The sequence below is a fragment of the Lysinibacillus odysseyi 34hs-1 = NBRC 100172 genome (assembly GCF_001591965.1).
GTDB lineage: Bacteria > Bacillota > Bacilli > Bacillales_A > Planococcaceae > Lysinibacillus_B > Lysinibacillus_B odysseyi.
On record NZ_BCVX01000012.1, the window covers coordinates 136,264 to 160,643 of the forward strand.

Annotated in this window: 26 protein-coding genes; 6 read left to right on the forward strand and 20 right to left on the reverse strand. The window is 40.5% G+C overall.

Annotation, left to right across the window (positions count from 1 at the left end):
- Nucleotides 1–9: 9 nt before the first annotated feature.
- The 6 genes from rplI to rpsF form a co-directional block, all read right to left on the reverse strand.
- Nucleotides 10–456: a 50S ribosomal protein L9 gene (gene rplI / locus BOD01S_RS18395; RefSeq protein WP_036152149.1), complete on the reverse strand. Its 447-nt coding sequence runs from the start codon at nt 454–456 to the stop codon at nt 10–12.
- Nucleotides 456–2,429, reverse strand: a complete 1,974-nt coding sequence (locus BOD01S_RS18400; protein WP_036152151.1) for a DHH family phosphoesterase — start codon at nt 2,427–2,429, stop codon at nt 456–458. Before BOD01S_RS18400 ends, rplI begins: the two co-directional genes overlap by 1 nt.
- A gap of 13 nt (nt 2,430–2,442) precedes the next feature.
- Nucleotides 2,443–3,384, reverse strand: coding sequence for a YybS family protein (locus BOD01S_RS18405; protein ID WP_036152153.1), 942 nt, complete (start codon nt 3,382–3,384; stop codon nt 2,443–2,445).
- Between the two features lie 352 nt (nt 3,385–3,736).
- The gene (gene rpsR / locus BOD01S_RS18410; RefSeq protein ID WP_036152155.1) at nt 3,737–3,973 is read right to left on the reverse strand and encodes a 30S ribosomal protein S18; all 237 of its coding nucleotides are present in this window, start codon (nt 3,971–3,973) and stop codon (nt 3,737–3,739) included.
- Nucleotides 3,974–4,017: 44 nt separating this feature from the next.
- Nucleotides 4,018–4,578, reverse strand: coding sequence for a single-stranded DNA-binding protein (gene ssb / locus BOD01S_RS18415; RefSeq protein WP_036152158.1), 561 nt, complete (start codon nt 4,576–4,578; stop codon nt 4,018–4,020).
- Nucleotides 4,579–4,617: 39 nt separating this feature from the next.
- Nucleotides 4,618–4,908 carry a 30S ribosomal protein S6 gene (gene rpsF / locus BOD01S_RS18420; RefSeq protein WP_036152160.1) on the reverse strand — a complete coding sequence of 97 codons (291 nt, stop codon included), beginning with the start codon at nt 4,906–4,908 and terminating at the stop codon, nt 4,618–4,620.
- A 237-nt stretch (nt 4,909–5,145) separates the two neighbouring features.
- Between rpsF and BOD01S_RS18425 the strand changes: the two genes are divergently transcribed.
- Entirely contained in the window at nt 5,146–5,685 is a 540-nt protein-coding gene (locus BOD01S_RS18425) for a DUF3267 domain-containing protein (RefSeq protein WP_036152162.1), read from the forward strand.
- A gap of 44 nt (nt 5,686–5,729) precedes the next feature.
- Here BOD01S_RS18425 and ychF read toward each other — a convergent pair whose 3' ends face one another.
- From ychF to BOD01S_RS18440, 3 genes are all read right to left on the reverse strand, one after another.
- A complete protein-coding gene (ychF, locus tag BOD01S_RS18430) occupies nt 5,730–6,830 on the reverse strand; it encodes a redox-regulated ATPase YchF (protein WP_036152164.1) in 1,101 nt (366 codons plus the stop codon).
- Between the two features lie 201 nt (nt 6,831–7,031).
- Nucleotides 7,032–7,232: a DUF951 domain-containing protein gene (locus tag BOD01S_RS18435; RefSeq protein WP_036152166.1), complete on the reverse strand. Its 201-nt coding sequence runs from the start codon at nt 7,230–7,232 to the stop codon at nt 7,032–7,034.
- Nucleotides 7,232–8,089: a mechanosensitive ion channel family protein gene (locus tag BOD01S_RS18440; RefSeq protein WP_233153162.1), complete on the reverse strand. Its 858-nt coding sequence runs from the start codon at nt 8,087–8,089 to the stop codon at nt 7,232–7,234. Before BOD01S_RS18440 ends, BOD01S_RS18435 begins: the two co-directional genes overlap by 1 nt.
- A gap of 107 nt (nt 8,090–8,196) precedes the next feature.
- On the opposite strand from BOD01S_RS18440, the gene yyaC reads away from it, so the two are divergent.
- On the forward strand, nt 8,197–8,823 hold the full coding sequence (gene yyaC, locus BOD01S_RS18445; RefSeq protein ID WP_036152168.1) for a spore protease YyaC: 627 nt from the start codon (nt 8,197–8,199) through the stop codon (nt 8,821–8,823).
- Here the strand turns inward: yyaC and BOD01S_RS18450 are convergent.
- The 11 genes from BOD01S_RS18450 to rpmH all read right to left on the reverse strand — a co-directional run bounded on the left by BOD01S_RS18450 (nt 8,743) and on the right by rpmH (nt 19,670).
- Nucleotides 8,743–9,456, reverse strand: coding sequence for a DUF554 domain-containing protein (locus BOD01S_RS18450; RefSeq protein ID WP_036152170.1), 714 nt, complete (start codon nt 9,454–9,456; stop codon nt 8,743–8,745). The genes yyaC and BOD01S_RS18450 overlap by 81 nt on opposite strands.
- Nucleotides 9,457–9,509: 53 nt before the next feature.
- Nucleotides 9,510–10,358, reverse strand: coding sequence for a ParB/RepB/Spo0J family partition protein (locus BOD01S_RS18455; RefSeq protein ID WP_036152172.1), 849 nt, complete (start codon nt 10,356–10,358; stop codon nt 9,510–9,512).
- Entirely contained in the window at nt 10,351–11,112 is a 762-nt protein-coding gene (locus BOD01S_RS18460; RefSeq protein WP_036152174.1) for a ParA family protein, read from the reverse strand. Before BOD01S_RS18460 ends, BOD01S_RS18455 begins: the two co-directional genes overlap by 8 nt.
- A gap of 208 nt (nt 11,113–11,320) precedes the next feature.
- Nucleotides 11,321–12,208: a nucleoid occlusion protein gene (gene noc, locus BOD01S_RS18465; protein ID WP_036152176.1), complete on the reverse strand. Its 888-nt coding sequence runs from the start codon at nt 12,206–12,208 to the stop codon at nt 11,321–11,323.
- 163 nt (nt 12,209–12,371) lie between these two features.
- A complete protein-coding gene (rsmG, locus tag BOD01S_RS18470) occupies nt 12,372–13,088 on the reverse strand; it encodes a 16S rRNA (guanine(527)-N(7))-methyltransferase RsmG (protein WP_036152177.1) in 717 nt (238 codons plus the stop codon).
- 213 nt (nt 13,089–13,301) lie between these two features.
- A complete protein-coding gene (gene mnmG, locus BOD01S_RS18475) occupies nt 13,302–15,200 on the reverse strand; it encodes a tRNA uridine-5-carboxymethylaminomethyl(34) synthesis enzyme MnmG (protein WP_036152178.1) in 1,899 nt (632 codons plus the stop codon).
- 173 nt (nt 15,201–15,373) lie between these two features.
- Entirely contained in the window at nt 15,374–16,759 is a 1,386-nt protein-coding gene (gene mnmE / locus BOD01S_RS18480; RefSeq protein WP_036152179.1) for a tRNA uridine-5-carboxymethylaminomethyl(34) synthesis GTPase MnmE, read from the reverse strand.
- A 645-nt stretch (nt 16,760–17,404) separates the two neighbouring features.
- Nucleotides 17,405–18,232 carry an RNA-binding cell elongation regulator Jag/EloR gene (gene jag, locus BOD01S_RS18485; protein ID WP_036152180.1) on the reverse strand — a complete coding sequence of 276 codons (828 nt, stop codon included), beginning with the start codon at nt 18,230–18,232 and terminating at the stop codon, nt 17,405–17,407.
- Complete coding sequence (yidC, locus tag BOD01S_RS18490; RefSeq protein WP_036152181.1) at nt 18,232–18,996, reverse strand: membrane protein insertase YidC; 765 nt, start codon at nt 18,994–18,996, stop codon at nt 18,232–18,234. The genes jag and yidC overlap by 1 nt, the downstream gene beginning before the upstream one ends.
- A 95-nt stretch (nt 18,997–19,091) precedes the next feature.
- Nucleotides 19,092–19,451, reverse strand: coding sequence for a ribonuclease P protein component (gene rnpA, locus BOD01S_RS18495; protein WP_036152182.1), 360 nt, complete (start codon nt 19,449–19,451; stop codon nt 19,092–19,094).
- Nucleotides 19,452–19,535: 84 nt separating this feature from the next.
- Nucleotides 19,536–19,670 (reverse strand): 50S ribosomal protein L34, encoded by a 135-nt coding sequence (gene rpmH / locus BOD01S_RS18500; RefSeq protein WP_036152184.1) that lies wholly within the window; start codon nt 19,668–19,670, stop codon nt 19,536–19,538.
- Between the two features lie 528 nt (nt 19,671–20,198).
- Here rpmH and dnaA point away from each other — a divergent pair.
- From dnaA to recF, 4 genes are all read left to right on the forward strand, one after another.
- A complete protein-coding gene (gene dnaA / locus BOD01S_RS18505) occupies nt 20,199–21,542 on the forward strand; it encodes a chromosomal replication initiator protein DnaA (RefSeq protein ID WP_036152186.1) in 1,344 nt (447 codons plus the stop codon).
- A gap of 168 nt (nt 21,543–21,710) precedes the next feature.
- Complete coding sequence (dnaN, locus tag BOD01S_RS18510) at nt 21,711–22,847, forward strand: DNA polymerase III subunit beta (protein WP_036152188.1); 1,137 nt, start codon at nt 21,711–21,713, stop codon at nt 22,845–22,847.
- A gap of 131 nt (nt 22,848–22,978) precedes the next feature.
- Entirely contained in the window at nt 22,979–23,206 is a 228-nt protein-coding gene (gene yaaA / locus BOD01S_RS18515; RefSeq protein WP_036152190.1) for a S4 domain-containing protein YaaA, read from the forward strand.
- Nucleotides 23,206–24,318, forward strand: a complete 1,113-nt coding sequence (recF, locus tag BOD01S_RS18520; RefSeq protein WP_036152191.1) for a DNA replication/repair protein RecF — start codon at nt 23,206–23,208, stop codon at nt 24,316–24,318. The genes yaaA and recF overlap by 1 nt, the downstream gene beginning before the upstream one ends.
- Nucleotides 24,319–24,380 lie beyond the last annotated feature (62 nt).

A 24,380-nucleotide genomic window follows, 5' to 3' on the forward strand; every position in this document is an offset into this window, starting at 1 on the left:
GTTTACTCCTTACTCTGCAATCACATGTACTTTAAGTGTTGCTTTCACTTCATGATGAAGTTTCACTGGTACATTTGTATATCCTAAAGAACGGATACCTTCATTGCAATCCATTTTGCGTTTATCGATTTTAATGCCATGCGCCTTTTGAAGCTCATCGGCAATTTGCTTAGTAGAAACGGATCCGAAAAGACGGCCGCCTTCACCTGATTTTGCCTTAACTGTTACTTCAAGCTTTTCAATCTTTTCTTTTAAATCTTTTGCCGCCTGTAATTCAGCTGCAGCATTTTTTTCTTCTAAACGTTTTTGCCCCTGCAGCTGGCTTAATGCAGCATTTGTAGCCTCCACTGCATGGCCGTTTTTGATTAAGAAGTTGCGTGCGTATCCTTCCGCCACTTCTTTAATCTCTCCTTTTTTCCCTCTACCTTTTACATCTTTTAGAAACACTACTTTCATTACTCATTACTCCCTTCAAGTACTTCTATAATAGCATTTGTTAAGTATTGTTTTACTTCCCCTATCGAATTGGCTTCCATCTGGGTAGCCGCGTTCGTTAAATGACCGCCGCCTCCAAGCTTCTCCATTACCAGCTGAACATTCACTTCTCCAAGTGAACGGGCGCTGATACCGATCAGGCCATCCTGTCGATGGGCAATGACGAATGAAGCGGAAACATCCTTCATTGTCAGTAGAATATCCGCTGTCTGAGCAATCAGCACAGAATCATAAATTCTACTGTCATCCCCATGTGCCACAGCAATGCCAGGCCGTACAAAGTCAACCGTTTGGATGAGTTTGGAACGTTCGATATACGTATCTATATCTTCTTTTAATAGCCGCTGAATTAAAATCGTATCTGCTCCGTGTGTTCGGAGATAGGAGGCAGCTTCAAATGTACGGGCTCCGGTTCTCAACGTAAAGCTCTTTGTATCGACAATGATGCCGGATAATAAGGATGTAGCTTCCAATCCCGTAATTTTTGTATTTTTGGGCTGATACTCTAACAGCTCTGTCACAAGCTCAGCTGTAGAAGATGCATACGGCTCCATATAAACAAGTGTAGGGTTTTCTATGAAGTCTTCTCCTCTACGGTGATGGTCAATGATGACAACTTTTTCAGTCCTGTTAAGCAGCGTACTATCAATCACCATAGCTGGTTTATGCGTATCCACTATAACAAGCAAGGATTTATGGGTAATACGGGACAGTACCTCTTCCGGTGAAATAAAGCGGCTATACAGGTCATTATTATTCTTTTCTATTTCGTCCATCAAGCGCCGTACACTTCCATTTAACTCCTGGAAGTTTATTACGACATAACCTTCTATTTTATTCATCTCTGCCATTTTACGCACACCGATTGCTGCACCGACAGAGTCCATATCCGGATTTTTGTGCCCCATGACAAACACTTGGTCACTATCTTGGATCAAGTCCCGTAAAGCATGGGATATGACCCTTGCACGCACACGCGTCCGCTTCTCTACCGGGTTTGTTTTTCCCCCGTAGAAACGCAGCTTGCCGTCCGGCTGTTTAATCGCCACTTGGTCACCGCCGCGTCCAAGTACTAAATCCAGGCTGGACTGTGCAAGTTCCCCAAGCTCGGTTAATGATGGCGAACCAGCACCTACACCAATACTCAGTGTTAGTGATAAGTTCTTCTGCATTGTTCTTTCACGGATATGATCAAGAATAGAGAATTTCTTTTGCTCTAATTCCTCTAGAATAGATTCATTCAAAACAGCCAAGAAACGGTCTGAGGACACCCGTTTAACAAAAATACCGTATTCAGCTGCCCATTCGTTTACAATCGAGGTAACAGTAGAATTTGTCATACTGCGCGTCTGATCATCCATCGCCTGGGTAATTTCATCATAGTTATCAATAAATAAAATAGCCAGAACGGTACGGTCGGCATAATACTGCGTTTCGATTTCTACTTGTTCTGTAATATCGAAGAAATATAAAAGCCTCTCTTCCGGCTTTGAATACACACGATATTTCCTATCCCTTAACGTTACCGTAAGTTCCCTCAATTCCTCAGGTTTTGAAATAGCCATCAGCCCATCTGATAGCTTAAAAACTTCTTCTCCAATTAAACTTTCCGATTCTGCCGCATCAAGCATAAAAGGATTAGCCCATTCGATTTTATACTGGTCATCAATCAGTATAATACCAAATGGCATGTGTAAAAACGCTTCTTCCCCTACTTTTTTCAAGCGGAAGGAAAGCGATTCAATATGCTTCTCCGTCTCTATATATACGACGTTTTCAACCTTCCAGCCGTAATACAGAAGTGCACCTGCAACAGCTATATATCCAAAACCAACCCATATGTTTATATAGAATAGTAAGGCAGCTGTAACTATCGATAAGACCGATAAATACAAAAGCGGATATCGGATTGAGCGTTTCCTGAAAATACCCATTTTGATCAGCTCCTCATTTTTCACTCTTTGCCTTAATCCACTCTCGTAAATTAAAGCCCAAATCGATAATACCTACTAGCACGACAAAGGAATACATCGGAACCGCAACAATAGTTGCCAGAACCTTTAAAAAGCGAGGGTAATGGAATGCATCAATAACAAAGTGGATAAGTGAAATCCCCTGTACTGTTAGCAATACCCAAAGGATGATCGATAAATTCAGCATCACTACATAAAACGCTGAGCCATACTCCGGCTGTACAAATAAATTGATCGATAAAACGATCAGGTAATACCATAATATTGCACGTGGCAGACGCATGTCACGAAATGGAGGAAACTTTGGCACCTCCACCTTTAATCTTTTCAAAATAGGCAAGAGGACAAGCAGCCAAATGAAGGCAAGTACAAAGATAGAAATCGTGATAGTTGCCGGCAGCGCCATTTCCATCATATCGAACGCTTGCTTCAGCTGTTCTTCCATTTGTGCCTCTCCGCCTGTAATTTGCGCGGAGTATTCCAGCGACTCACTGTACGTGTCCTGGGCTAATTGCATACTCTTTTCAATAAAATTTACATTTAAGAAATGCACTAATAGGATAAATTGAAGCGCAAAAGTAAGAAGAACCGCCGTTCCCGTCGCCATCAATAAATAAATCTTACTTTTCTTTTCCCGTAAACAATCTCCCATAACCAACCCGACAATGGCCAGAATGAGAGCAAGCGGGACAATGAGTAAATTACCTATTAGAATACTTGCAGCAACAGCTAATAAGCTTATACCAATTGCTAATTTCCGGTTATAGGTAGCACTAAACCAGGCAAGAGGAAGCGGGGCAAAAACGAAAGCTAATAAATTGATTACCGGCACATAAAAGGCAAGTGTCAGTAAGATTAAAAATAAAGCAATCATCATCGCGCCCTGCGTCATTGCTTTTGTTTGATTATTCGGCATAAAAACCTTCCTTTTTATCAGTCAAAGCATTTTTTCACTTTCTCTATTGTACCATCTTTTACGTAGACAAACAAAAACTGAAATAGAACAAATGATTCCATTTTTTCTTCCTTTTCTTTTACAACGGCATGCCTGGAAACAGCAAATAGACTGTAGTGCCTGCCTATCTTTAATAAGCATTTGGAAAAGAAGCATGTTGTTTGCTATTACCAAAACTTTCAGGAGAAATATAGCTTGATGTGGATATCTAGAAACTAACGGCTATTTTTTCTCTCCTTCCCCTTAAACATCCATATTTCCTATATAAAAGTAAAACCCGGTGAAATCAAAAGATTTCCCGGGTTTAATCATCTTATTTATCTTCTGCTACGAATGGAAGTAATGCCATAATACGAGCAACTTTGATTGCAGAAGTTAATTTACGTTGGTACTTTGCACTTGTGCCAGTTACGCGACGTGGTAAAATTTTACCGCGCTCAGAGATGAATTTCTTTAAAAGATCTACATCTTTGTAGTCGATGTGCGTAATGTTGTTTGAAGTGAAGTAGCAAACTTTACGGCGTTTGCGGCCTCCGCGACGTGGTGCCATTAGCGTTGTCCTCCTTTAATTATTATTGAGTGGATGTGAAGCAATTAGAATGGTAAATCATCCTCTGATACTTCAATCGGCCCTTTGCTATTTGCAAATGGGTCTTCATCCATACGTGTATAATTTTGCTGATTCTGAGGTGGTTGATTTTGCTGATAACCAAACGAATCTTGAGGAGCGCCGCCAAATTGCGGTTGCGGTGGATTATTATAAGACGGCTGGCCGCCTCCATAATTTCCTCCCCCGTACTGCTGGTTTGGCATATTTTGTGAAGCATTGCTGCCTCCGCGCGGTTCTAGGAACTGCACAGCGTCTGCAACGACATCTGTTGTATAAACGCGCTTACCATCTTGTCCTTCAAAGCTGCCCGTTTGAATACGACCTTCTACTCCGATCAAACTTCCCTTTTTCATGAAGTTTGCCAAGTTTTCAGCTTGCTTTCGCCAAGCAATGCAACCGATGAAGTCAGCTTCTTTTTCGCCTTGCTGGTTCGAGAATGGACGGTTTACAGCAACTGTAAAGCGTGCCATTGGAACGCCACTCGGTGTATAACGAAGCTCTGGATCCTTCGTAAGTCTTCCAACTAATACGACACGGTTAATCATCCGTATTCAACCTCCTCATTTCAGCATGTTGTTCAAAAATTATTTTTCTTCTTCGCGTACAGCGATATGACGGATAATGTCTTCGCTGATGTTAGCTAAACGAGTGTACTCATCGATTGCTTGAGAATCAGCGTTTACTTTCACGATTTGGTAGAAACCTTCGCGGAAGTCGTTGATTTCGTAAGCAAGGCGACGTTTGCCCCACTCTTTAGACTCGATGATTTCAGCGCCGTTTGAAGTTAAGATTTCGTCGAAACGAACTACTAAAGCTTTTTTCGCTTCTTCTTCAATGTTCGGGCGAATAATGTACATTAATTCATACTTTCTCATCTATTGTGCACCTCCTTATGGACTTGGGCTCTCCGTCTATGCGGGAGCAAGGAGTAAGTAACATGTATTACTCACATCAATGAATTGTAACATAGATAGATTGGATGTTCAACATTAAAGTAGTAGTAATAGAGAAACTAAATGTTTAATATAGGAACATATATTCTTATTTTATCATAGACTTTTCCATTTACAAGTGCTTTCCTTTATAATTTTCACTATGGAGGAGGTACTTTTATGCAGCCATATGTTATCCAGTTAGATCTGCCGAAAGTGATCAAGCAAAATATTATTTGGACGGTAATCGTTAGTATACTGCTGGTCAGTCTTCACTTTGCCATGCAGCCGCAGAAATTTGATCTTTCTTTCAGCTCCATCATCCTATCGACCATTTTATTTGTTCTCTATTATATTTTGCTCATTATTTTGCATGAGGCATTTCATTTATTAGGCTTTGTTATTTTTGGCAAAGTCCCGATTCGTTCGTTATCGTATGGTATTGATTTAGAAAAGGGTATCGCCTATGCAACCACTACCGAGCGTATTTCGAATGCTGCCATGAAAAAAGCGCTTCTGCTTCCTTTCTGGACAACAGGTGTCATTCCTGTACTGATTGGTTTTTGGCTCAGCAACTATACCGTTATTCTAGTTGGGGCTTTTTTGATAGCAGGTGCTGTTGGTGATTTTGCAATGTACAGAGAGCTGCGTAAATTCCCAAATGATGCCCAAATTGAAGATGACCCCAAAGAACCAAAACTCTACGTATACGAAAAATAAGAAAAGCCGATTCACTTTATGTGAATCGGCTTAGTTGATTATGATTATACGTTAAATCTAAACAGCATAACATCGCCGTCTTGTACAACGTATTCCTTTCCTTCAAGGCGTACCTTGCCTGCTTCTTTTGCAGCGGCCATAGAGCCTGCAGCCACTAAGTCGTCATAAGACACTGTCTCCGCACGGATGAAGCCGCGCTCAAAGTCCGTATGGATGATTCCTGCACATTGCGGTGCCTTCATTCCTTTGCGGAATGTCCATGCACGAACCTCCTGTACGCCGGCTGTGAAATAAGTCGCCAGACCAAGCAGATTGTACGAAGCACGAATTAACTGATCTAAACCTGATTCTTTAATGCCCAGTTCTTCTAGGAACATTGCTTTTTCTTCATCATCCAGCTCAGAAATTTCTTCTTCTACTTTCGCACAAACAACGATGACTTGAGAACCTTCATTTGCTGCGTATTCTTGTACCATTTTTAAATACTTATTATTAGCCGGATCGGCCACTTCATCTTCTGATACATTTGCTACATAAAGCATAGGCTTAATCGTTAGCAGATGGAGACCCTTGATAACTTTCATTTCATCCTCTGAAAGGTCTGCGGCACGCGCCGGTTTTTCAGCTTCAAGTGCTTCTTTTACTTTCAGCAGTACCGGTTCCTCAATTAAAGCCTCTTTATCTTTTTGCTTCGCCATTTTAGAAACACGCTGCAAACGTTTTTCTACTGATTCCATATCTGCTAAAATCAGCTCTAAATTAATGACTTCGATATCGTCAATTGGATTAACTGACCCTGCTACGTGTGTAATATTTTCATCCTCAAAGCAGCGTACTACCTGACAGATTGCGTCTACTTCACGAATGTGAGCCAGGAACTTATTCCCAAGGCCTTCTCCTTTTGAAGCTCCCTTTACAATCCCGGCGATATCCGTAAATTCAAAAGCAGTTGGAACTGTTTTCTTTGGTGTGACTAATTCTGTTAATTTATCTAAACGCACGTCCGGTACTTCTACAATCCCTACGTTTGGATCAATTGTTGCGAATGGATAGTTGGCAGCGAGCGCCCCTGCCTTTGTAATTGCATTGAATAATGTGGATTTACCTACGTTTGGCAATCCGACAATCCCAGCTGTTAATGCCATGGATGGACACAACCTTTCTATGTTCAATAAGTGATTTTCAAATTTTTTTGCTCATTTTTATTTATATATATTGAATTAAATTCTTCTAAAAGCATTTGCATGCTTCTAAATGCAAGAATTTCAACTTATATACGTAATAGCTTTTCGTATAGCCTTATCTATTATATTGATTCGGCCTTAAAAAGTCTAATGGCCCCTTAATCAGGCTTCACTTACTGGTTTAATGACCTTTTTCATCTTCTTTTCAAATTCCCGGCGAGGAATCATAACACTATGACCGCACCCTTGACATTTAATACGGATATCTGCACCCATACGGATAATTTTCCAGGCGTTTGTCCCGCAAGGATGCTGCTTTTTCATCTCTACAATATCATTCAATTCAAACTTCTTTACTTCCATTATTCTCCCTCCACCTTTACATCGTACTCTTCAAGTAATGTCAATAAATCACGGCGTATAATCCCGGCCATTTTTGTATGCTGCATCGATACAGTTTTAATTTTAATACGGAGTGTTACCGCCTCTGGACTGAAGTTTTGCACGCCTGCAAGAACCGGCACCTTCGTTAACTCGTCGTATTCATCAAAAAGATTTTTTAAATAAGCTTCTACCTTCTTTTCAATTTCAGATAGATCCACTGTTGTCGGCACGACGAAATCTACAAAGGTTGAAGTATCATTGACTGAATAATTGATGACGGCTCCAATTGAACCATTAGGGATGATATATTGTTCTCCTGATGTACCCGTAATCTTCGTTGTTCGGAGACCGATTTCCATCACTGTTCCTTCCGCAGGGGTCAGCTTTATATAATCGCCTACCCCAAACTGGTCCTCAAAAATAATAAAAAATCCGCTAATGACATCTTTTACTAAGCTTTGCGCTCCAAAGGCGATAGCAACAGATGCAATCCCTGCTCCTGCAAGAAGACCCGCTACCTGAATGTTCAGCGCCGATAAAATCCCTATAATCGCCGAGAAATAAACTAAATAGGAGAGGACATTTTGCAAAAGCTTCAAAATCGTCCGTTGACGGCGCTCTGAATAACGCAGCGGCGCCCTCATACGAATAGCAAAAAACTTTTCTATTAATTTATTTCCGACCAGTACTACTAAATAAGAAACTATCATTATAAAAGTAATTTTCACCGATGCTACAATGATGAAATTCCATAAATCTTCACTTTTCAAATAATCCCAAAATTTCTCCGTTAACCGTTGCAGGCCTTTCAAATCATCTGCTGTTTTTTCTTCCATATTTACCACCTCTTGTATAACAATGTCCAAATTTGAATATACTGCCTAAATAAAACGGACTCTTATTAAGAAAATAAAAAAATCCTATATTAAAGTGAGGTAATTGTATGCAACCAATCCCGGCATTTCACTATGTTATTCATTATGAAAAAACAAGTGCCGTTTGGCAACTAAGTGAACTGTTCTTACAACATATCCCCTTTGACCATGAACAGCTGATCTTTTGCTGTATTGGGACAGATCGGTCTACAGGAGATGCTCTTGGCCCACTTGTTGGCAATCAGCTGATTCAAGATTACGCTTTCCCGTTCAAAGTTCTTGGGACACTTGAGACACCGGTTCATGCGCTTAATTTATTGGAAACACAAGCGGAACTTGAAACAAGCACTCCTTATCCTTTTATTGTAGCAATTGATGCATGCCTTGGTGAAGAGGGCTCCATTGGCTCCATCATTGTAAAAGATGGAGCTCTTTATCCTGGAAAGGCAGTAAAAAAAGAATTGCCGCCAATCGGTGATCTTTCTATTAAAGGAGTAGTAAATGTTGGTGGCTTTATGGAAGCGATGGTACTGCAAAATACGCGCTTACATGTGACACACTCGATGAGTATGACGATTGCCCGTTCTTTGACTCTTGCCTGGCAGCGTCATTTACTAAAAAATAAACAATATGGCAACAATCACTCCGACTACCGCAATACCCGGCAGCAAATTGGCTACTCGAATTTTCGTTAGTCCTGCAATATTAAGACCAATTGCCATAATCATGACGCCGCCTGTCGCTGTCATTTCTTGAATGAATAGATCAAGGGCAGCTTCCGGAATGTATGTACTGATCACTCCTGCTAACAGAGCAATCGCTCCCTGGTAAATAAGGACAGGAAAAGCAGATAGCAACACACCGATTCCTAATGTAGAAGCAAGAATAACAGCTGTGAAGCCGTCTATAATTCCTTTCGTAACAAGGACGGCATGATCATGGCGAAGACCGCTGTCGAGAGCTCCAATAATGGCCATAGAGCCAATGACAAAAATTAATGTAGCGGTCACAAATCCCTCTGCAATGGAACCTTTGCTTTTCTTGTTTGAATTTCTTTCTATCACCTTTTCAATCTGTTGGCCAAAGCGGTTGAACCAGCGCTCTAGATCTAGCCATTCCCCTACTACTGCTCCGACTACTAGGCTAATAATAACAATAACAAAATTGCTGCTTCCAAAGCCCATCTGGATACCAAGCACCGCTACGGCAAGACCGATAATGGACAGCGCTGTTTCTTTCATCTTTTCCGGTATATTTTGAAAAAGTCTGCCGAAAAGTGCCCCTATAATTATAAATAATGCATTTAACAATGATCCGAGTAAAACCATGAATAAGCTCCTCTTCCAATAAAATAGAGCCCTCTTATGTGAGAGCTCTCCATTTAATCTATTTGAACCTTCAAGATTTCTAAAATACGCTCTAAGTCATCCTCTGAATAAAATTCGATTTCAATTTTCCCTTTGTTTTTATTTTTTCTTATTTGAACACCTGTACCAAAATACTCCCGCAGATGAGATTCTGTAGCTTGCACAAATACATCCTTCTTTGGCTTTTCTTTTGTTCCATGTGAAACATGAGTATTTAATTGTTGTACAAGCGCCTCCACCTGCCTTACATTCAATCCTTGGGTGATAACACGGTCAGCAATCTCTTTGATGCTTTCCTTATTTTTTAACCCAAGCAATGTACGGCCGTGTCCCATTGATAGTTTGCCTTCATTAATAAAACGGCGTACTTCTTCCGGCAGCTGCAGCAGGCGTATATGATTGGCAATATGTGACCGGCTCTTCCCTAGACGCTTTGCCAGCTCCTCTTGTGTGAAGTTTAATTTTTCAATTAAACTGCTGTATGCTTCTGCTTCTTCAACGGGGGTTAAATCTTCACGCTGCAGGTTTTCCAAAATCGCGATCTCCATCATCTGTTGTTCCGTCATCTCTTTAATGATGGCTGGCACTTCCTTTAAACCAGCTATCTTAGCAGCGCGGAACCGCCGCTCACCTGCAATAATCTCATATTTCTTACCTGATTTCCTTACGACAAGCGGCTGAATGATACCATGCTCCTTTATTGATTCAGCCAGCTCTTCCAGTGCCTCTTCCTTAAAAATTTTACGAGGCTGATATGGGTTGACGATCAATTTGTTTACAACGATATACTCTACCGTATTATCGCTATGTATGGATTCTTCAGGAAAAAATGCACTGATTCCTTTTCCTAATCCTTTAGCCATTTTTAATCACTTCCCTTGCTAACTCTGTATACGTATCTGCTCCCCGTGACCTCACATCATATAAAATAATCGGTTTTCCATGACTCGGCGCCTCACTCAGCCGAACATTACGCGGGATGATCGACTTGTACACCTTTTCGCGGAAATACTTCTTTACTTCTTCAATTACCTGCAGGCCTAAATTTGTGCGCGCATCTAGCATAGTGAGCAGCACTCCTTCAATAACGAGCTCCTTATTTAAATGTTTTTGGACGAGACGTACTGTCGATAATAGCTGACTTAGACCTTCTAACGCATAATACTCGCACTGTACAGGGATTAATACACCATCGGCAGCGGTCAACGCATTAATCGTCAGGAGCCCTAATGAAGGCGGGCAATCAATAATAATGTAGTCAAAACCGCCCTTTACTTCATCGAGTGCCCGCTTTAGCCGGACTTCACGTGAAATGGCTGATACAAGCTCAATTTCCGCACCAGCCAAGGACATAGTAGCTGGAACAATCCATAAATTTTCAATTTTTGTTTCATGAATATAGGATTTCATCGGCTCGTCTTCGATTAATACATCATAAATACAGCCTTCTATTTCCTTCTTGTTGATTCCTACCCCGCTGGAAGCATTTCCTTGAGGGTCGATGTCGATCAGAAGCGTTTTCTTCCCTAAATAAGCCAGACATGCGCTTAAATTTACAGATGTGGTTGTTTTCCCAACGCCGCCTTTTTGATTCGCAATGGCAATAGTTCTTCCCATTTGTGCACCTGCTTTCAACACATTATTCGTTTAATCGCTCTCTATTTACACGAAACTTTCTAAACTAATACTCTTTTATTTTAGCAAAAAGGAAGCGATGAGTCGTCAAAATATTCATAAATTTAAAGTTATTGGATAATCTGTACACAAATGAAGCCTGTTTATAATTTAAAAAAACTCCCGAACGGGCTTGTCCGGGAGCTATATACTATTTTCTTTTCGGTATTCTTACCGTAATTTGATAGTAATCCTCGTTATCTTCCTCTTCAGTTTTCACATCGATTCCGCTCTTTGTGACCATCGATAACGATTGTTTAATTGTATTAAGGGCAATTCGTACATCTTTACTAATCGCTTTACGCTGCGCCCTTTTTGGCTTTGGTTTCTCCTCAGGCTCTTCTTCCTGCGGATGTAGGATTTGCTGAATTTGATCTTCAAGCTGCCGAACATTCCAATCATATTCCTTTACGGCCGCAATTAACTGCATTTGAAGCTGTTCATCTTTAATAGAAATCAAAGCACGTGCATGCCGCTCACTGATTTCCCTTTGTAAAATAGCATCTTGCACAAATTGCGGAAGTTTCAGCAGACGGATTTTGTTCGCTACGGTTGACTGCCCTTTTCCGAGACGCTGAGCAAGCGCTTCCTGCGTTAGTGAATGAAGTTCCAGCAATTGCTGATATGCCAACGCCTCTTCGATTGCTGTCAATTCCTCACGCTGCAGATTTTCAATCAGCGCTATCGAAGCTGTTTCTTTATCATTTAATGTGCGGACAATTGCCGGTACTTCTTTCCATTCTAATTTTTTCATTGCACGGTATCGGCGTTCACCTGCAATAATTTCATACATTCCTTCTGCTTCCGAGCTTGGACGTAAGACAATTGGCTGAATGACTCCATGAGTATGAATCGTTCTTGATAACTCTTCAATTTTTTCATCATCAAAAACTGTTCGGGGCTGGAAACGATTCGGAACTATTTTTTCAATTGGAATTTTCACTACTTCTTCTGTAGCTGTACTCACCACTTCTACTTCACTTTCCACTTCGGATTCCTGCTTTCCGCCTCCGAACCAACGTGAAAAAGGACTCTTCATCCAAAGGCACCACCTTTAAGAAACTAACTTGCTCCATATTATTATTATTTATGATTCTAGGGAAAATGTACATAGTCCAATAATCGATAATTTCATGCATTTTGTCGTAAATATAAATGTATATGCTCCAAACTGACGAATTATTTCTAATTTCCGCTTTTTTTTACTGAATCGGCGTTTTATTTGGCACACCAGGTTTACGAGGATACTTTTTAGGTGTCTGTTTTATTTTGTCGAAAACAAATAAGGACCGTTCACTTTCTTCGACTGGAAGTAGGAAACTAAATTCTTCTTTTAAGGCAGCTCCTAACGTTGAAATAGCCTTCTTTGCATCTTTCAGCTCTTCAGCCCCTGCAGCAGCCTTTAAAGCAACAAAGAAGCCTCCCTGTTTAGCAAGCGGGATGCAAAGCTCTGATAAAACAGACAGTCTTGCAACAGCACGAGCCGTCACTACATCAAATTGCTCACGGTATTTCATATTCTGTCCAAACTCTTCTGCACGTGCATGGGCAAATTCCATGTTGTCCAGTCCAAGTTGTTCACTTAAATGATTGAGGAAAGTAATTCGTTTATTCAATGAATCAACGATCGTTACATGCAGATGAGGGAAGCAGATTTTAATAGGAATAGAAGGGAAGCCAGCTCCCGCCCCGACATCACATACAGACTCTGTCTTAGTAAAATCAAAATAAAATGAAGGACTAATGGAATCGTAAAAATGCTTTAAGTAAACACCCTCTAGATCCGTAATCGCCGTTAAATTCATTTTTTCATTCCATTCCACCAGTAGCTCAAAATACTTTCGGAATTGTTCAATCTGGGCATCTGAAAGTTCAATGCCTTTGGCGGCAAGCGCTTCGATAAATTGTTTTTCGTTCATAGGACTCTCCTTCATAAAATGGGGGCTGTCCATAAGATATTACTTACCGGACAGCCTCTTTTACAGCTTATTTACATACCGTTAAAAATATATTGGCAGTGAATACATCCCGGATATAGGGACACCATCGCTTTTCAGGCGTCCTCTTTATTCAACAGGTCCGTATTCACTTACAAACAGAGCTTCATTTTAGCCAGTATTTATTGTCTTCGATTAATCATTTGCTACACGGGCAATTTTCCCTTGCTCGATATACACGAGGAGAATGGAAATATCAGCCGGATTGACGCCTGAAATACGGCTTGCCTGTGCGATGGATAATGGATGTACATTTTTCAGCTTCTGACGGGCTTCTGTAGCCAAACCAGAAATAGCATCATAATCAATGTTTTCCGGAATTTTCTTATCCTCCATCTTTTTCAGTTTCTCGACCTGCTGCAGCGCCTTTTGGATATATCCTTCATATTTCAGCTGGATCTCAATCTGCTCTCTTACTTCTTCGGAAAAATCCATTTCTGCAGGTTCAATTAAGCTTGCTACTAAATCATATGTCATTTCTGTCCGCTTCACTAAATCGGATGCACGAATGCCATCTTTCAACTCTGTACCACCAACTGAACGGATTGTTTCCTGTGTCTTTTCGTTCGGTTTTACAATAATGTCCCGGAGACGGGCGATTTCATTTTCAATCTGCTCACGCTTCTCTTGGAATTTCGCATAACGCTCTTCTGAAATCATACCAATTTTATAACCGATATCTGTTAAACGGAGATCGGCATTATCATGACGGAGCAGCAGGCGGTATTCAGCACGCGATGTCAACAGGCGGTAAGGTTCATTTGTTCCTTTTGTTACAAGATCGTCAATTAACACGCCGATATAAGCATCTGAACGGGAAAGAATGATTTCTTCCTTCCCAAGAACTTTTGCCGCCGCATTCATACCTGCCATTAAGCCCTGTGCGGCTGCCTCTTCATAGCCGGATGTTCCATTAATCTGGCCGGCAGTATATAGATGTTTAATGCGTTTTGTTTCAAGTGTCGGCCATAGTTGTGTTGGTACTACAGCATCATATTCAATCGCATAGCCAGCCCGCATCATTTCAGCTTTTTCCAACCCCGGTACTGTTGCAAGCATCTTCTTTTGAACATGCTCAGGTAAACTTGTTGAAAACCCTTGAACATATACTTCGCGTGTATTGCGTCCCTCCGGCTCAAGGAAGATCTGGTGGCGCGGCTTATCGTTAAAGCGGACAACCTTATCTTCAATGGATGGACAATAACGAGGACCTGTCCCTTTAATCATACCTGAATACATTGGTGATAAGTGCAGGTTAGCTTCAATAATTTCATGTGTCTTTTCACTCGTGTAAGTTAACCAGCATGGCAGCTGGTCCATAATATATTCTGTTGTTTCAAAACTGAACGCACGGGGTACATCATCACCAGGTTGAATTTCTGTTTTTGAGTAATCGATTGTACGACTATTCACCCGCGGTGGTGTACCTGTTTTAAAACGTACCAGGTCAAAACCAAGCTCTTTCAAATTGTCTGCGAGCTTGATTGACGGCTGCTGGTTATTTGGACCTGAAGAATATTTCAAGTCCCCAATTATAATTTCTCCTCTTAGGAATGTACCAGTTGTAATAATGACTGCTTTAGCACGATAGATGGCTCCAACTTGTGTAATGACACCACATACTTCTCCATCTTCTATAATAAGCTCATCCACCATTGCCTGATGAATTTGAAGATTTGGCTCCTCTTCAAGCAGGCGTTTCATTTCATGCTGGTATAAAATTTTATCAGCCTGTGCACGTAATGCACGAACAGCCGGGCCTTTACCTGTGTTTAACATGCGCATTTGGATATGCGTTTTATCAATGACTTTGCCCATTGCGCCGCCTAATGCGTCAATTTCACGTACAACGATTCCTTTAGCCGGGCCTCCTATTGAGGGATTACATGGCATAAATGCAATCATATCCAAATTAATCGTTAGCATCAGTGTTTTTGCGCCTGTTTTAGCAGCAGCGTATGCCGCCTCTACACCTGCATGGCCGGCGCCGACCACGATGACATCAAATGTGCCTGCCTCATATTGTGTTGGCATGCTTAGTTCTTCCTTTCTGTTTGTAGCATTTCTATAGTCCCTATGACTCGTTGCAGCTCTTTATTAAAAGAACACTTTTCAACCGAAATAGGCCAAAATCATATTCTTTTTTTACAATTATCCAGTAAATATTCTCCCTGCTAACCGCTTAGAAAGAGGAAAGTTCATTTAGATTACTTTCCTAAACAGAACTGGGAAAATAGCTGGTTTATTAAGCTTTCCTGTACTGTATCACCGACAATTTCACCAAGTAATTCCCATGTGCGGGTAACATCAATTTGCACCATATCGACTGGAACACCTGCTTCAGCAGCTTCCAGAGCGTCTTCAATCGTTGCCTCTGCCTGATGTAAAAGGGCAATATGGCGGGCATTTGATACATATGTCATATCTCCGGCTTCGATTTGACCCTCAAAGAATAGAGCAGCGATTGCTTCTTCAAGTTCCATTACGCCTTCTTCCTTCAGCAGGGAAGTCGTAACGACACGGTGATTACGTGCAAGCTCCTGCACGCGCGTTAAATCAATTTTTTGGGGAATATCCGTTTTGTTCACGACAACAATGAAATCCATATGCTGAATCGTTTCAAACAATCGTTCATCCTCTGGTGTTAATTCTTCTCCATAATTCAAGACAAGAAGGATCAGATCAGCACCCTTTAATGCTTCACGTGAGCGTTCAACACCAATTCGTTCCACGATATCCTCTGTTTCACGAATTCCGGCCGTATCCACTAGACGAAGTGGCACACCGCGAACATTCACATATTCCTCTATAATATCACGAGTTGTACCGGCTATATCGGTTACAATTGCTTTATTTTCATGGACAAGACTATTTAATAGGGATGACTTCCCTACATTTGGCCGGCCTAAAATGACGGTAGATAGCCCTTCACGAAGAATTTTCCCTTGCGATGATGTTTGTAAAAGCTTTTTAATTTCGTCACGGACCCATGTACATTTTTCAAGAAGCACCGGAACCGTCATCTCTTCTACATCATCATACTCCGGATAATCAATATTTACTTCCACCTGTGCTAACGTCTCAAGCAGTGCCTGACGAAGTGAGTGAATTAAACGTGACAGCTTTCCATCCATCTGACCAAGGGCTACATTCATGGCACGATCCGTTTTGGCGCGAATTAGATCCATAACGGCTTCTGCCTGTGACAAATCGATCCGTCCATTCAAAAATGCACGCTTTGTAAATTCACCAGGCTCTGCAAGACGGGCGCCATTTGCTAAAACAAGCTGCAGGACGCGATTGACTGATACTAAGCCACCATGGCAGTTTATTTCTACTACATCTTCCCTTGTAAAAGTCTTTGGCCCCCGCATTAACGAAAGCATCACTTCCTCCACAACCTCATTTTTTTTCGGATCAATTAAATGTCCATAATGTATTGTGTGTGTCGCCACCTCTGTTAACCGTTTATTTGTTGGCGATTTAAATATCTTATCTGCAATTTCAACTGCTTCATCACCGCTTAAACGGACAATAGCAATGGCTCCCTCACCCATTGGTGTAGAGATTGCAGCAATTGTATCAAACTCCATTTCAGTTCCTCCTATAAGAACCATTTCTCACTGGTTACTCTATTTCTTTACGCCTGGTCGCAGTTATATCTACCCCAAGCTTTATTGTTAAGCCTACGAAACATCGATCAGTCAGCCGCTGCCGACCGATACGGCTAAGCTAGTATAATCTTCTCTTTCAAAAGTTCTTTTCAAATGGCAGCGATCACTTCCGTATCTCTTTCTTACAATAGCCATAAGACAGTCAAAAAAGAGCACTTAACACATCTTCATTTCTCTGCCTGTATAAAATTAGGTAATTCTTCAGCCTATGCTATTACAAAGAACTATCCACATGTGGATAACTTTTCTGCCTGTCTATCTTATTTACTAACAATTTAGCCTACCATATTTTCAGCAAAATCTAAAGTAAACAAGACTTACATATAAAAGGAAATCACGCCTTTCAGACTGCTTTTCTACTGTTGTATTCCAACATAGAAAGTAAGCAAAATTGCCAAATCATCTTCTCATTTCCACTTATCTTCCATAATTGCAGATTCCTTTAGGTGCAGCATCTAACTGCCGGGTTTTTGCTCAGCTATTGTCCACAGCTCCAAATGCTTTTGCTCCGCAAATAAAAACAGAGGCGCCGCGGACAGCGGCACCTCCATTAGTGTCTGTATATTATTTAATTGGTTCAATTACTAAATAGCGATTTGGCTCAACGCCCTCCGAATATGTCTCGATATCTAATCGATTAGCCAGGACGTTGTGGATAATTTTCCGTTCATATGACGGCATTGGCTCCAACGTTACTTTTCTCCGAGTGCGGATAGCTTTATCGGCCATACGCTCTGCCAGTTGTTCCAATGACGCTTGACGGCGTTCGCGGTAATCTTCTACATCCAGTCTCACAAGCATAAAGGATTTTGCCGTTTTATTTAGAATAAGCTGTGTTAACTGCTGCAGGGCATTCAATGTTTGACCCCGTTTTCCAATTAAAAATGCTGCCTTCTCACTTTTAAGCTTGAATGATACATATTTGCCTTCAGATTCCGTATAAATTTTTAAATCGGTAACGCCCAATTCTAAAGCAATATTCTTTAAATATGTCTTTGTTTCCTCAATTGGATCTTGTTCTTCCGTGGTAGATCGATCATCATTCACGTTTTGAACTAGCTCGTCCCCGTTTTCAATAACAGCTGACACACTGGAAAGACTGCCATGTTCCTCTTCATCTTCTGTTAATACAGCAGATGAAACCTGATTTGGCTTTTCTTCCGGCAGTATGTTCGGTTGAGATATAGTTTCTGTCTCTTCCTTACCAGCTGTTTGTACTTCTGCTTTTACCGTGATGCGTACTTCCGCATCTCTGGCACCAAAACCTAAAAATCCTTTTTTACCTTCTTGCAAAACTTCTACTTCTACTTGATCACGGGTCTTGCCAAGCTTTTGTAACGCTAATGAGATCGCTTCATTTACTGTCGCGCCTGATTGCGTAAGTTGGTTCACTATTTTGCTCCTCCTGTAACAGTAGCATCAGTTTTTTTCTTCCAAGGTTTGTAAATCACAAGGTTTTGCAATGCCGAAATGATGTTTCCGACAACCCAGTATAACGATAATGCGGCAGGCAAAAATGTCCCAAAACCAATAATCATTAACGGCATAATGTACATCATGACCTTCATTTGTGGATTATCCACTGCTGGACCAGTAAGCAGTACAACAAACTGAATTAAACCGGCCATAACCGCAAATACAATACTTGGTTCTCCCAGCGGTACAGACAGGAATGATCCCAATTCATAAACAGATGTTGCATTCATACGGCTAATTGCATGGTAGAATCCAATTAAGATCGGCATCTGAATAAAAATCGGTAAGCATCCGGCAAGCGGGTTAACACCTGATGACTGCATCAATGCCATCATCTCTTGTTGATACTTCTGCTGAGTAGCCGCATCTTTAGAGCTGTATTTTGCCTGTAGCTCCTTCATCTTCGGCTGAACTTCCTGCATTTTCTTTGAGCTCTTAATTTGTTTAATCGTTAACGGCAGGATTGCTAAACGGATAATAATTGTTACAGCAATAATACCGAACGCATAAGAACCTAAAAGATCTGAGAAATATTTGATGACTGATACTAATGGCCAAACGATAAATTCATTCCAAAAGCCTTTGCTTTCAGCTGAAATCGGTTGGTCGAATTCCCTACACCCAGACAGCAGTAAGGCTACCGATACAAGTGTAAGAATGACCCCAAGTCTTTTCTTCAAGCCTTCTTCCCCCTAAAGCAACTATTCAATTTTCTTTATAAAGCCTATTTTACCATGTGTAGACGCTTACACTCTACTAATTATTTCAAGATTACTCATTCACGTTCCAGTTGTTTCTTCTTTAATACTTTGGCAATTTTCAAAACGTGCTCCAAACTTTTCTTTGTTTCGTGAAAATCTAATGTGGCCGCCTGATTTCTGGCGATGATAACATAATCCATATCTTGGCGAACTTCCTCTTTCAACTCAAGAAATGTTTGGCGAATATAGCGCTTAATTTGGTTACGCGTAACCGCTTTTCCTATCTTTTTACTTACTGATAAGCCGATGCGAAACTCCGCCTGTTCTTCCTTCTTCAGGCAATAAACGACAAACTGGCGATTCGCAAACGACTTACCCTTTTTAAACACCTTTTGAAACTCTTCATTCTTTTTGATCCGTTGACGTTTGTTCACCTTTTACCAGCTCCATCTATCTCATCTTTGAATCTGATTATGAAAAATAATGAAAAAAAAGACCACTGATGAGGCTCAGTGGGCTTATGCTGATAAAACTTTACGACCTTTACGACGACGTGCAGCTAATACTTTACGACCGTTTTTCGTGCTCATACGTGCGCGGAAACCGTGTACCTTGCTGTGCTTGCGTTTTGATGGTTGATATGTGCGTTTCATTCTATATTGCACCTCCTAAATGAGTGTCTTTATATTTTCTTATCATACAGACTCGACTATTATATATAAAAAACAATTATTTTGTCAACGTTTAATATAAAAAGTCTATCAATGTCCATTACGATGGTATTTATGTTTATCCACAGACGTATTCTTATTTATAAAGAATAGCTGTGGATATTTTTTATTTTAAAAATATTTATCCACATCTCTTATCTACACCTTTTTCACAAACTCATAGCCTGTGGATAATTTTAAAATAAATAAACATGAATCATGTGGATAAGTTCGATAAACTATTGAAATGCCTAATCTTTTTTGATACGATAATCATGTTTTCCCTTGTGGACTAGTTTTCTGGGAAATATTTTATCCACAGTTGTTAATAATCTGTGGACAGTTTTTTTCACATCCAGGGAATAGATTTTATCCACAAGCTGTGACTATGTGAATGTACCAGAAAAATAGATAAAAATAAATAGCTTCTATGTTTTGATAGAGAATATTGTATGAAGGGACGAAAATAGCTTGGAACATTTAGAGCAGTTATGGAATAACGTCCTGGCAAAAGTTGAACAAAAAATTTCTAAGCCGAGTTTTGAAACTTGGTTAAAGTCGACAAAGCTCCTGTCACACAAAGGAACAAATGTGACCATTGCAGCGCCAAATTCCTTTGCAAGAGATTGGCTGGAAAACCACTATGTCCATTTAATTACGGGCATCTTGACGGAGCTGACAGGTGAAGACTTGCTAATAAAATTTGTTGTTCAAAAAGACCAGGGCGCCGATGATTTCGAATTGCCAGCACCAAAAATTCAAGCCAAGGCAACAGATCATCACGATATTTCACCAGGTATGCTCAACCCGAAATATACATTTGATACGTTTGTCATTGGATCCGGCAATCGATTTGCCCATGCAGCTTCGCTTGCTGTGGCCGAGGCACCGGCAAAAGCCTATAATCCATTTTTTATTTATGGGGGAGTTGGATTAGGGAAGACCCACTTAATGCATGCAATCGGTCATTATGTACTGGAGCATAATCCCAATGCCAAAGTGGTGTACTTATCTTCGGAGAAATTCACGAATGAATTTATTAACTCTATCCGTGATAATAAAGCGATTGATTTTCGTAATAAATATCGGAATGTTGACGTACTGTTAATTGACGACATTCAATTTTTGGCCGGAAAAGAGTCAACTCAAGAGGAGTTTTTCCATACATTTAATACATTGCATGAAGAATCAAAACAAATTGTCATTTCCAGTGACCGTCCGCCAAAAGAAATTCCTACGTTAGAAGACCGCTTGCGTTCACGCTTTGAATGGGGATTGATTACAGATATCGCGCCTCCGGATCTCGAAACACGTATTGCAATTTTGCGTAAAAAGGCAAAAGCGGACGAGCTGGATATTCCAAATGAGGTAATGCTATATATTGCCAATCAAATTGATTCAAATATCCGGGAGCTGGAAGGCGCTTTAATTCGGGTTGTTGCTTATTCTTCCCTTGTTAATGAAGAAGTTACTCCTGAATTGGCGGCTGCCGCACTGAAAGACATAATGCCAAACACAAAGCCGCGTATGATTTCAATTTTAGATATACAGCATGCTGTTGGTGAACACTACAGTATCCGCTTGGAAGACTTTTCTGCCAAGAAACGGACAAAGTCAATTGCTTTTCCTCGCCAGGTTGCAATGTATCTGTCCCGGGAGCTTACAGATTTTTCTTTACCTAAAATTGGTGAGGAATTTGGCGGTCGTGATCATACAACGGTCATCCATGCTCATGAAAAAATTGCATCTATGTTAAAAAACGATCAAATATTGCAACAGGACATCAAACAAATCCGCAATATGCTAGGTAAGTAAGTTGTGGATAAGTGGGGTATTATCCAGCTGAGTTATACACAGTCTATCTACATGTGGATAGACTGATTTTATGCGCTAAACATATACTTATCCACAAATCCACAGGCCCTATTACTATATCTATTATTCTTTTTAAAAAATAAATAATTATATAAGCGAGGTAATGACATGAAATTTGAAATAATGCGCGATCATTTATTAGCAGGTTTAAATGATGTAATGAAAGCAGTCAGCTCTAAAACTACTGTACCCATTTTGACAGGAATTAAAATCGATGTGTCAAACGAAGGTGTCAGTTTAACAGGTAGTGACCAAGATATTACAATCCAAACATTTATTCCGGCAGAAGAAAATGGCGAACAAATTATGACAATCACTACGACAGGCTCGATTGTCTTACAAGCTCGAATGTTTAATGAAATTGTTCGCAAATTGCCAACTAATGATGTGGAAATTGAAGTGACAAATGGCTTTGCCACATATATCCGTTCTGGAAAATCAGAATTTCATCTCATCGGACAAGATGCTGTTGAATATCCTCAATTGCCGGAAATATCTGCAGATCAACAATTTACTATTCCAGCGGACTTACTTAAGTCCATTATTCGGGAAACAGTTTTTGCTGTAGCAACGTCCGAAAGCCGTCCTGTACTAACGGGCGTTAACTGGCATATTCAGGAAGATGAATTAATATGCGTTGCAACAGACAGTCACCGTTTGGCGCGCCGTAAAACAAAATTGGAACAGTTACCGACAGGGGTATCTAATGTAGTCATCCCAGGCAAGAGTTTAAACGAGTTAAATAAGATTTTAGAAGATTCTACAAACCCTGTACAAATTGTTATGACAAACCAGCAAGTACTGTTTAAAGCGAATAATATGTTATTCTTCTCTCGTCTGTTGGAAGGAAATTATCCAGATACATCGCGTTTAATTCCAGAAAACTATCAAACAAATGTTATTCTTGACGGCAAGTCATTGTTACAAGCAATTGATCGTGCTTCTTTATTAGCACGCGAAGACCGTAACAACGTCGTTCGTTTTGAAACATTAGAAGAAAATATGATCGAGGTTTCCTCTAATTCACCGGAAATTGGTAAAGTTCAGGAGCAAATCCAGGTAGAGTCCCTAGAAGGAGAAACGCTTAAGATTTCATTCAGCGCAAAGTATATGATGGAGGCTTTAAAGGCAATTGATGGACAGGATGTCATCATCCAGTTTACAGGAGCAATGCGTCCGTTTATTCTACGTTCCGTTCATGATGATGCTATTTTACAACTGATTCTTCCTGTTCGAACATATTAAGAAGCCCTCGTTATTTGGCCGACAGCAGAGAGTTGTTTCAAATTAAATTTGAAACAACTCTTTTTTTACTTATTGGATACTTTTTTGGTATGATAGAAGGATGAAACTTGTTAATCGGAGGATGAAATATTTTGAAGGACATCGTAATTGATACAGAGTTTGTGACGCTAGGCCAATTGCTTAAAATGACAGATGCGATCAGCTCTGGGGGGATGGCTAAATGGTTTTTATCTGAAAATGACGTCTATGTGAACGGAGAAATAGACGACCGCCGTGGACGCAAACTGCGGGACGGGGATGTAGTTAATATTCCAGGAGTCGGCCGTTTTCGAATTGTGTACGAGAATGGGGCTCAGTAATGAATATTGAGCACCTGCAGCTAACAAATTACCGTAATTATGAATCACTTGCTTTAGAATTCTCCCCGAAGATCAATGTATTCATCGGGGAAAATGCGCAAGGAAAAACAAATGTCATGGAGTCAATCTATGTATTGGCCATGGCAAAGTCCCATCGTACCTCCAACGATAAAGAATTGATACGTTGGGAACAAGACTATGGTAAAATAGAAGGTGTTGTCCATAAACGGTATGGTCCTGTCCCAATCGAATTAACACTATCCAAAAAAGGTAAAAAAGGAAAAATAAACCATTTAGAGCAATCGCGCCTCAGCGAGTATGTCGGACAAATGAATGTGGTCATGTTTGCCCCGGAGGATTTAAATGTTGTAAAAGGGAGTCCTCAAATTAGACGTCGCTTTATTGATATGGAAATCGGGCAAATATCACCGGTTTATTTACATGACTTATTAACCTTCCAAAAGATTTTAAAACAACGTAATCACTACTTAAAAGCAAATCAGGGACGCTCCTCCTTAATGAATGACGTCATGCTTGATGTTTATACGGAACAATATATTCAGGCTGCTATAAAAATTATCCGGAAGCGCTATGAATTCATGGAATTGCTGCAGGCATGGGCTGAGCCTATTCATGCTGGTATTTCGCAAGGAAAGGAAAAGTTAGTCATTAATTATCGGACTGTCAGTGGGATGGATCCAAACTGGACAGCAGAGGAAATGGCAGCACATCTGGAGAAAAAAATGACAGAAGCAAAACAAAGGGAAGTAGAACGAGGGGTGACTGCCGTAGGTCCCCATCGGGATGATTTGCAATTTTTTGTTAATGATTATGATGTACAAGTGTTTGGTTCGCAGGGGCAACAGCGTACAACAGCGTTATCGCTTAAACTTGCGGAAATTGAGCTGATCAAGCAAGAGACGAAAGAAGCGCCTATTTTGCTGTTGGATGATGTATTATCCGAATTGGATGACTATCGTCAGTCGCATTTGTTGAACACAATCCAAGGGGAAGTCCAAACATTTGTCACAACAACAAGTGTAGACGGTATCCACCATGAAACAATTCAAAATGCGAAAATGTTCCACGTGAAACAAGGAACTGTTGAATAGTAATTTTTTTGGGCAAGATGCCTATTGAATAGATGCAGACTGAAGTTACGAAAGAGTAGGTG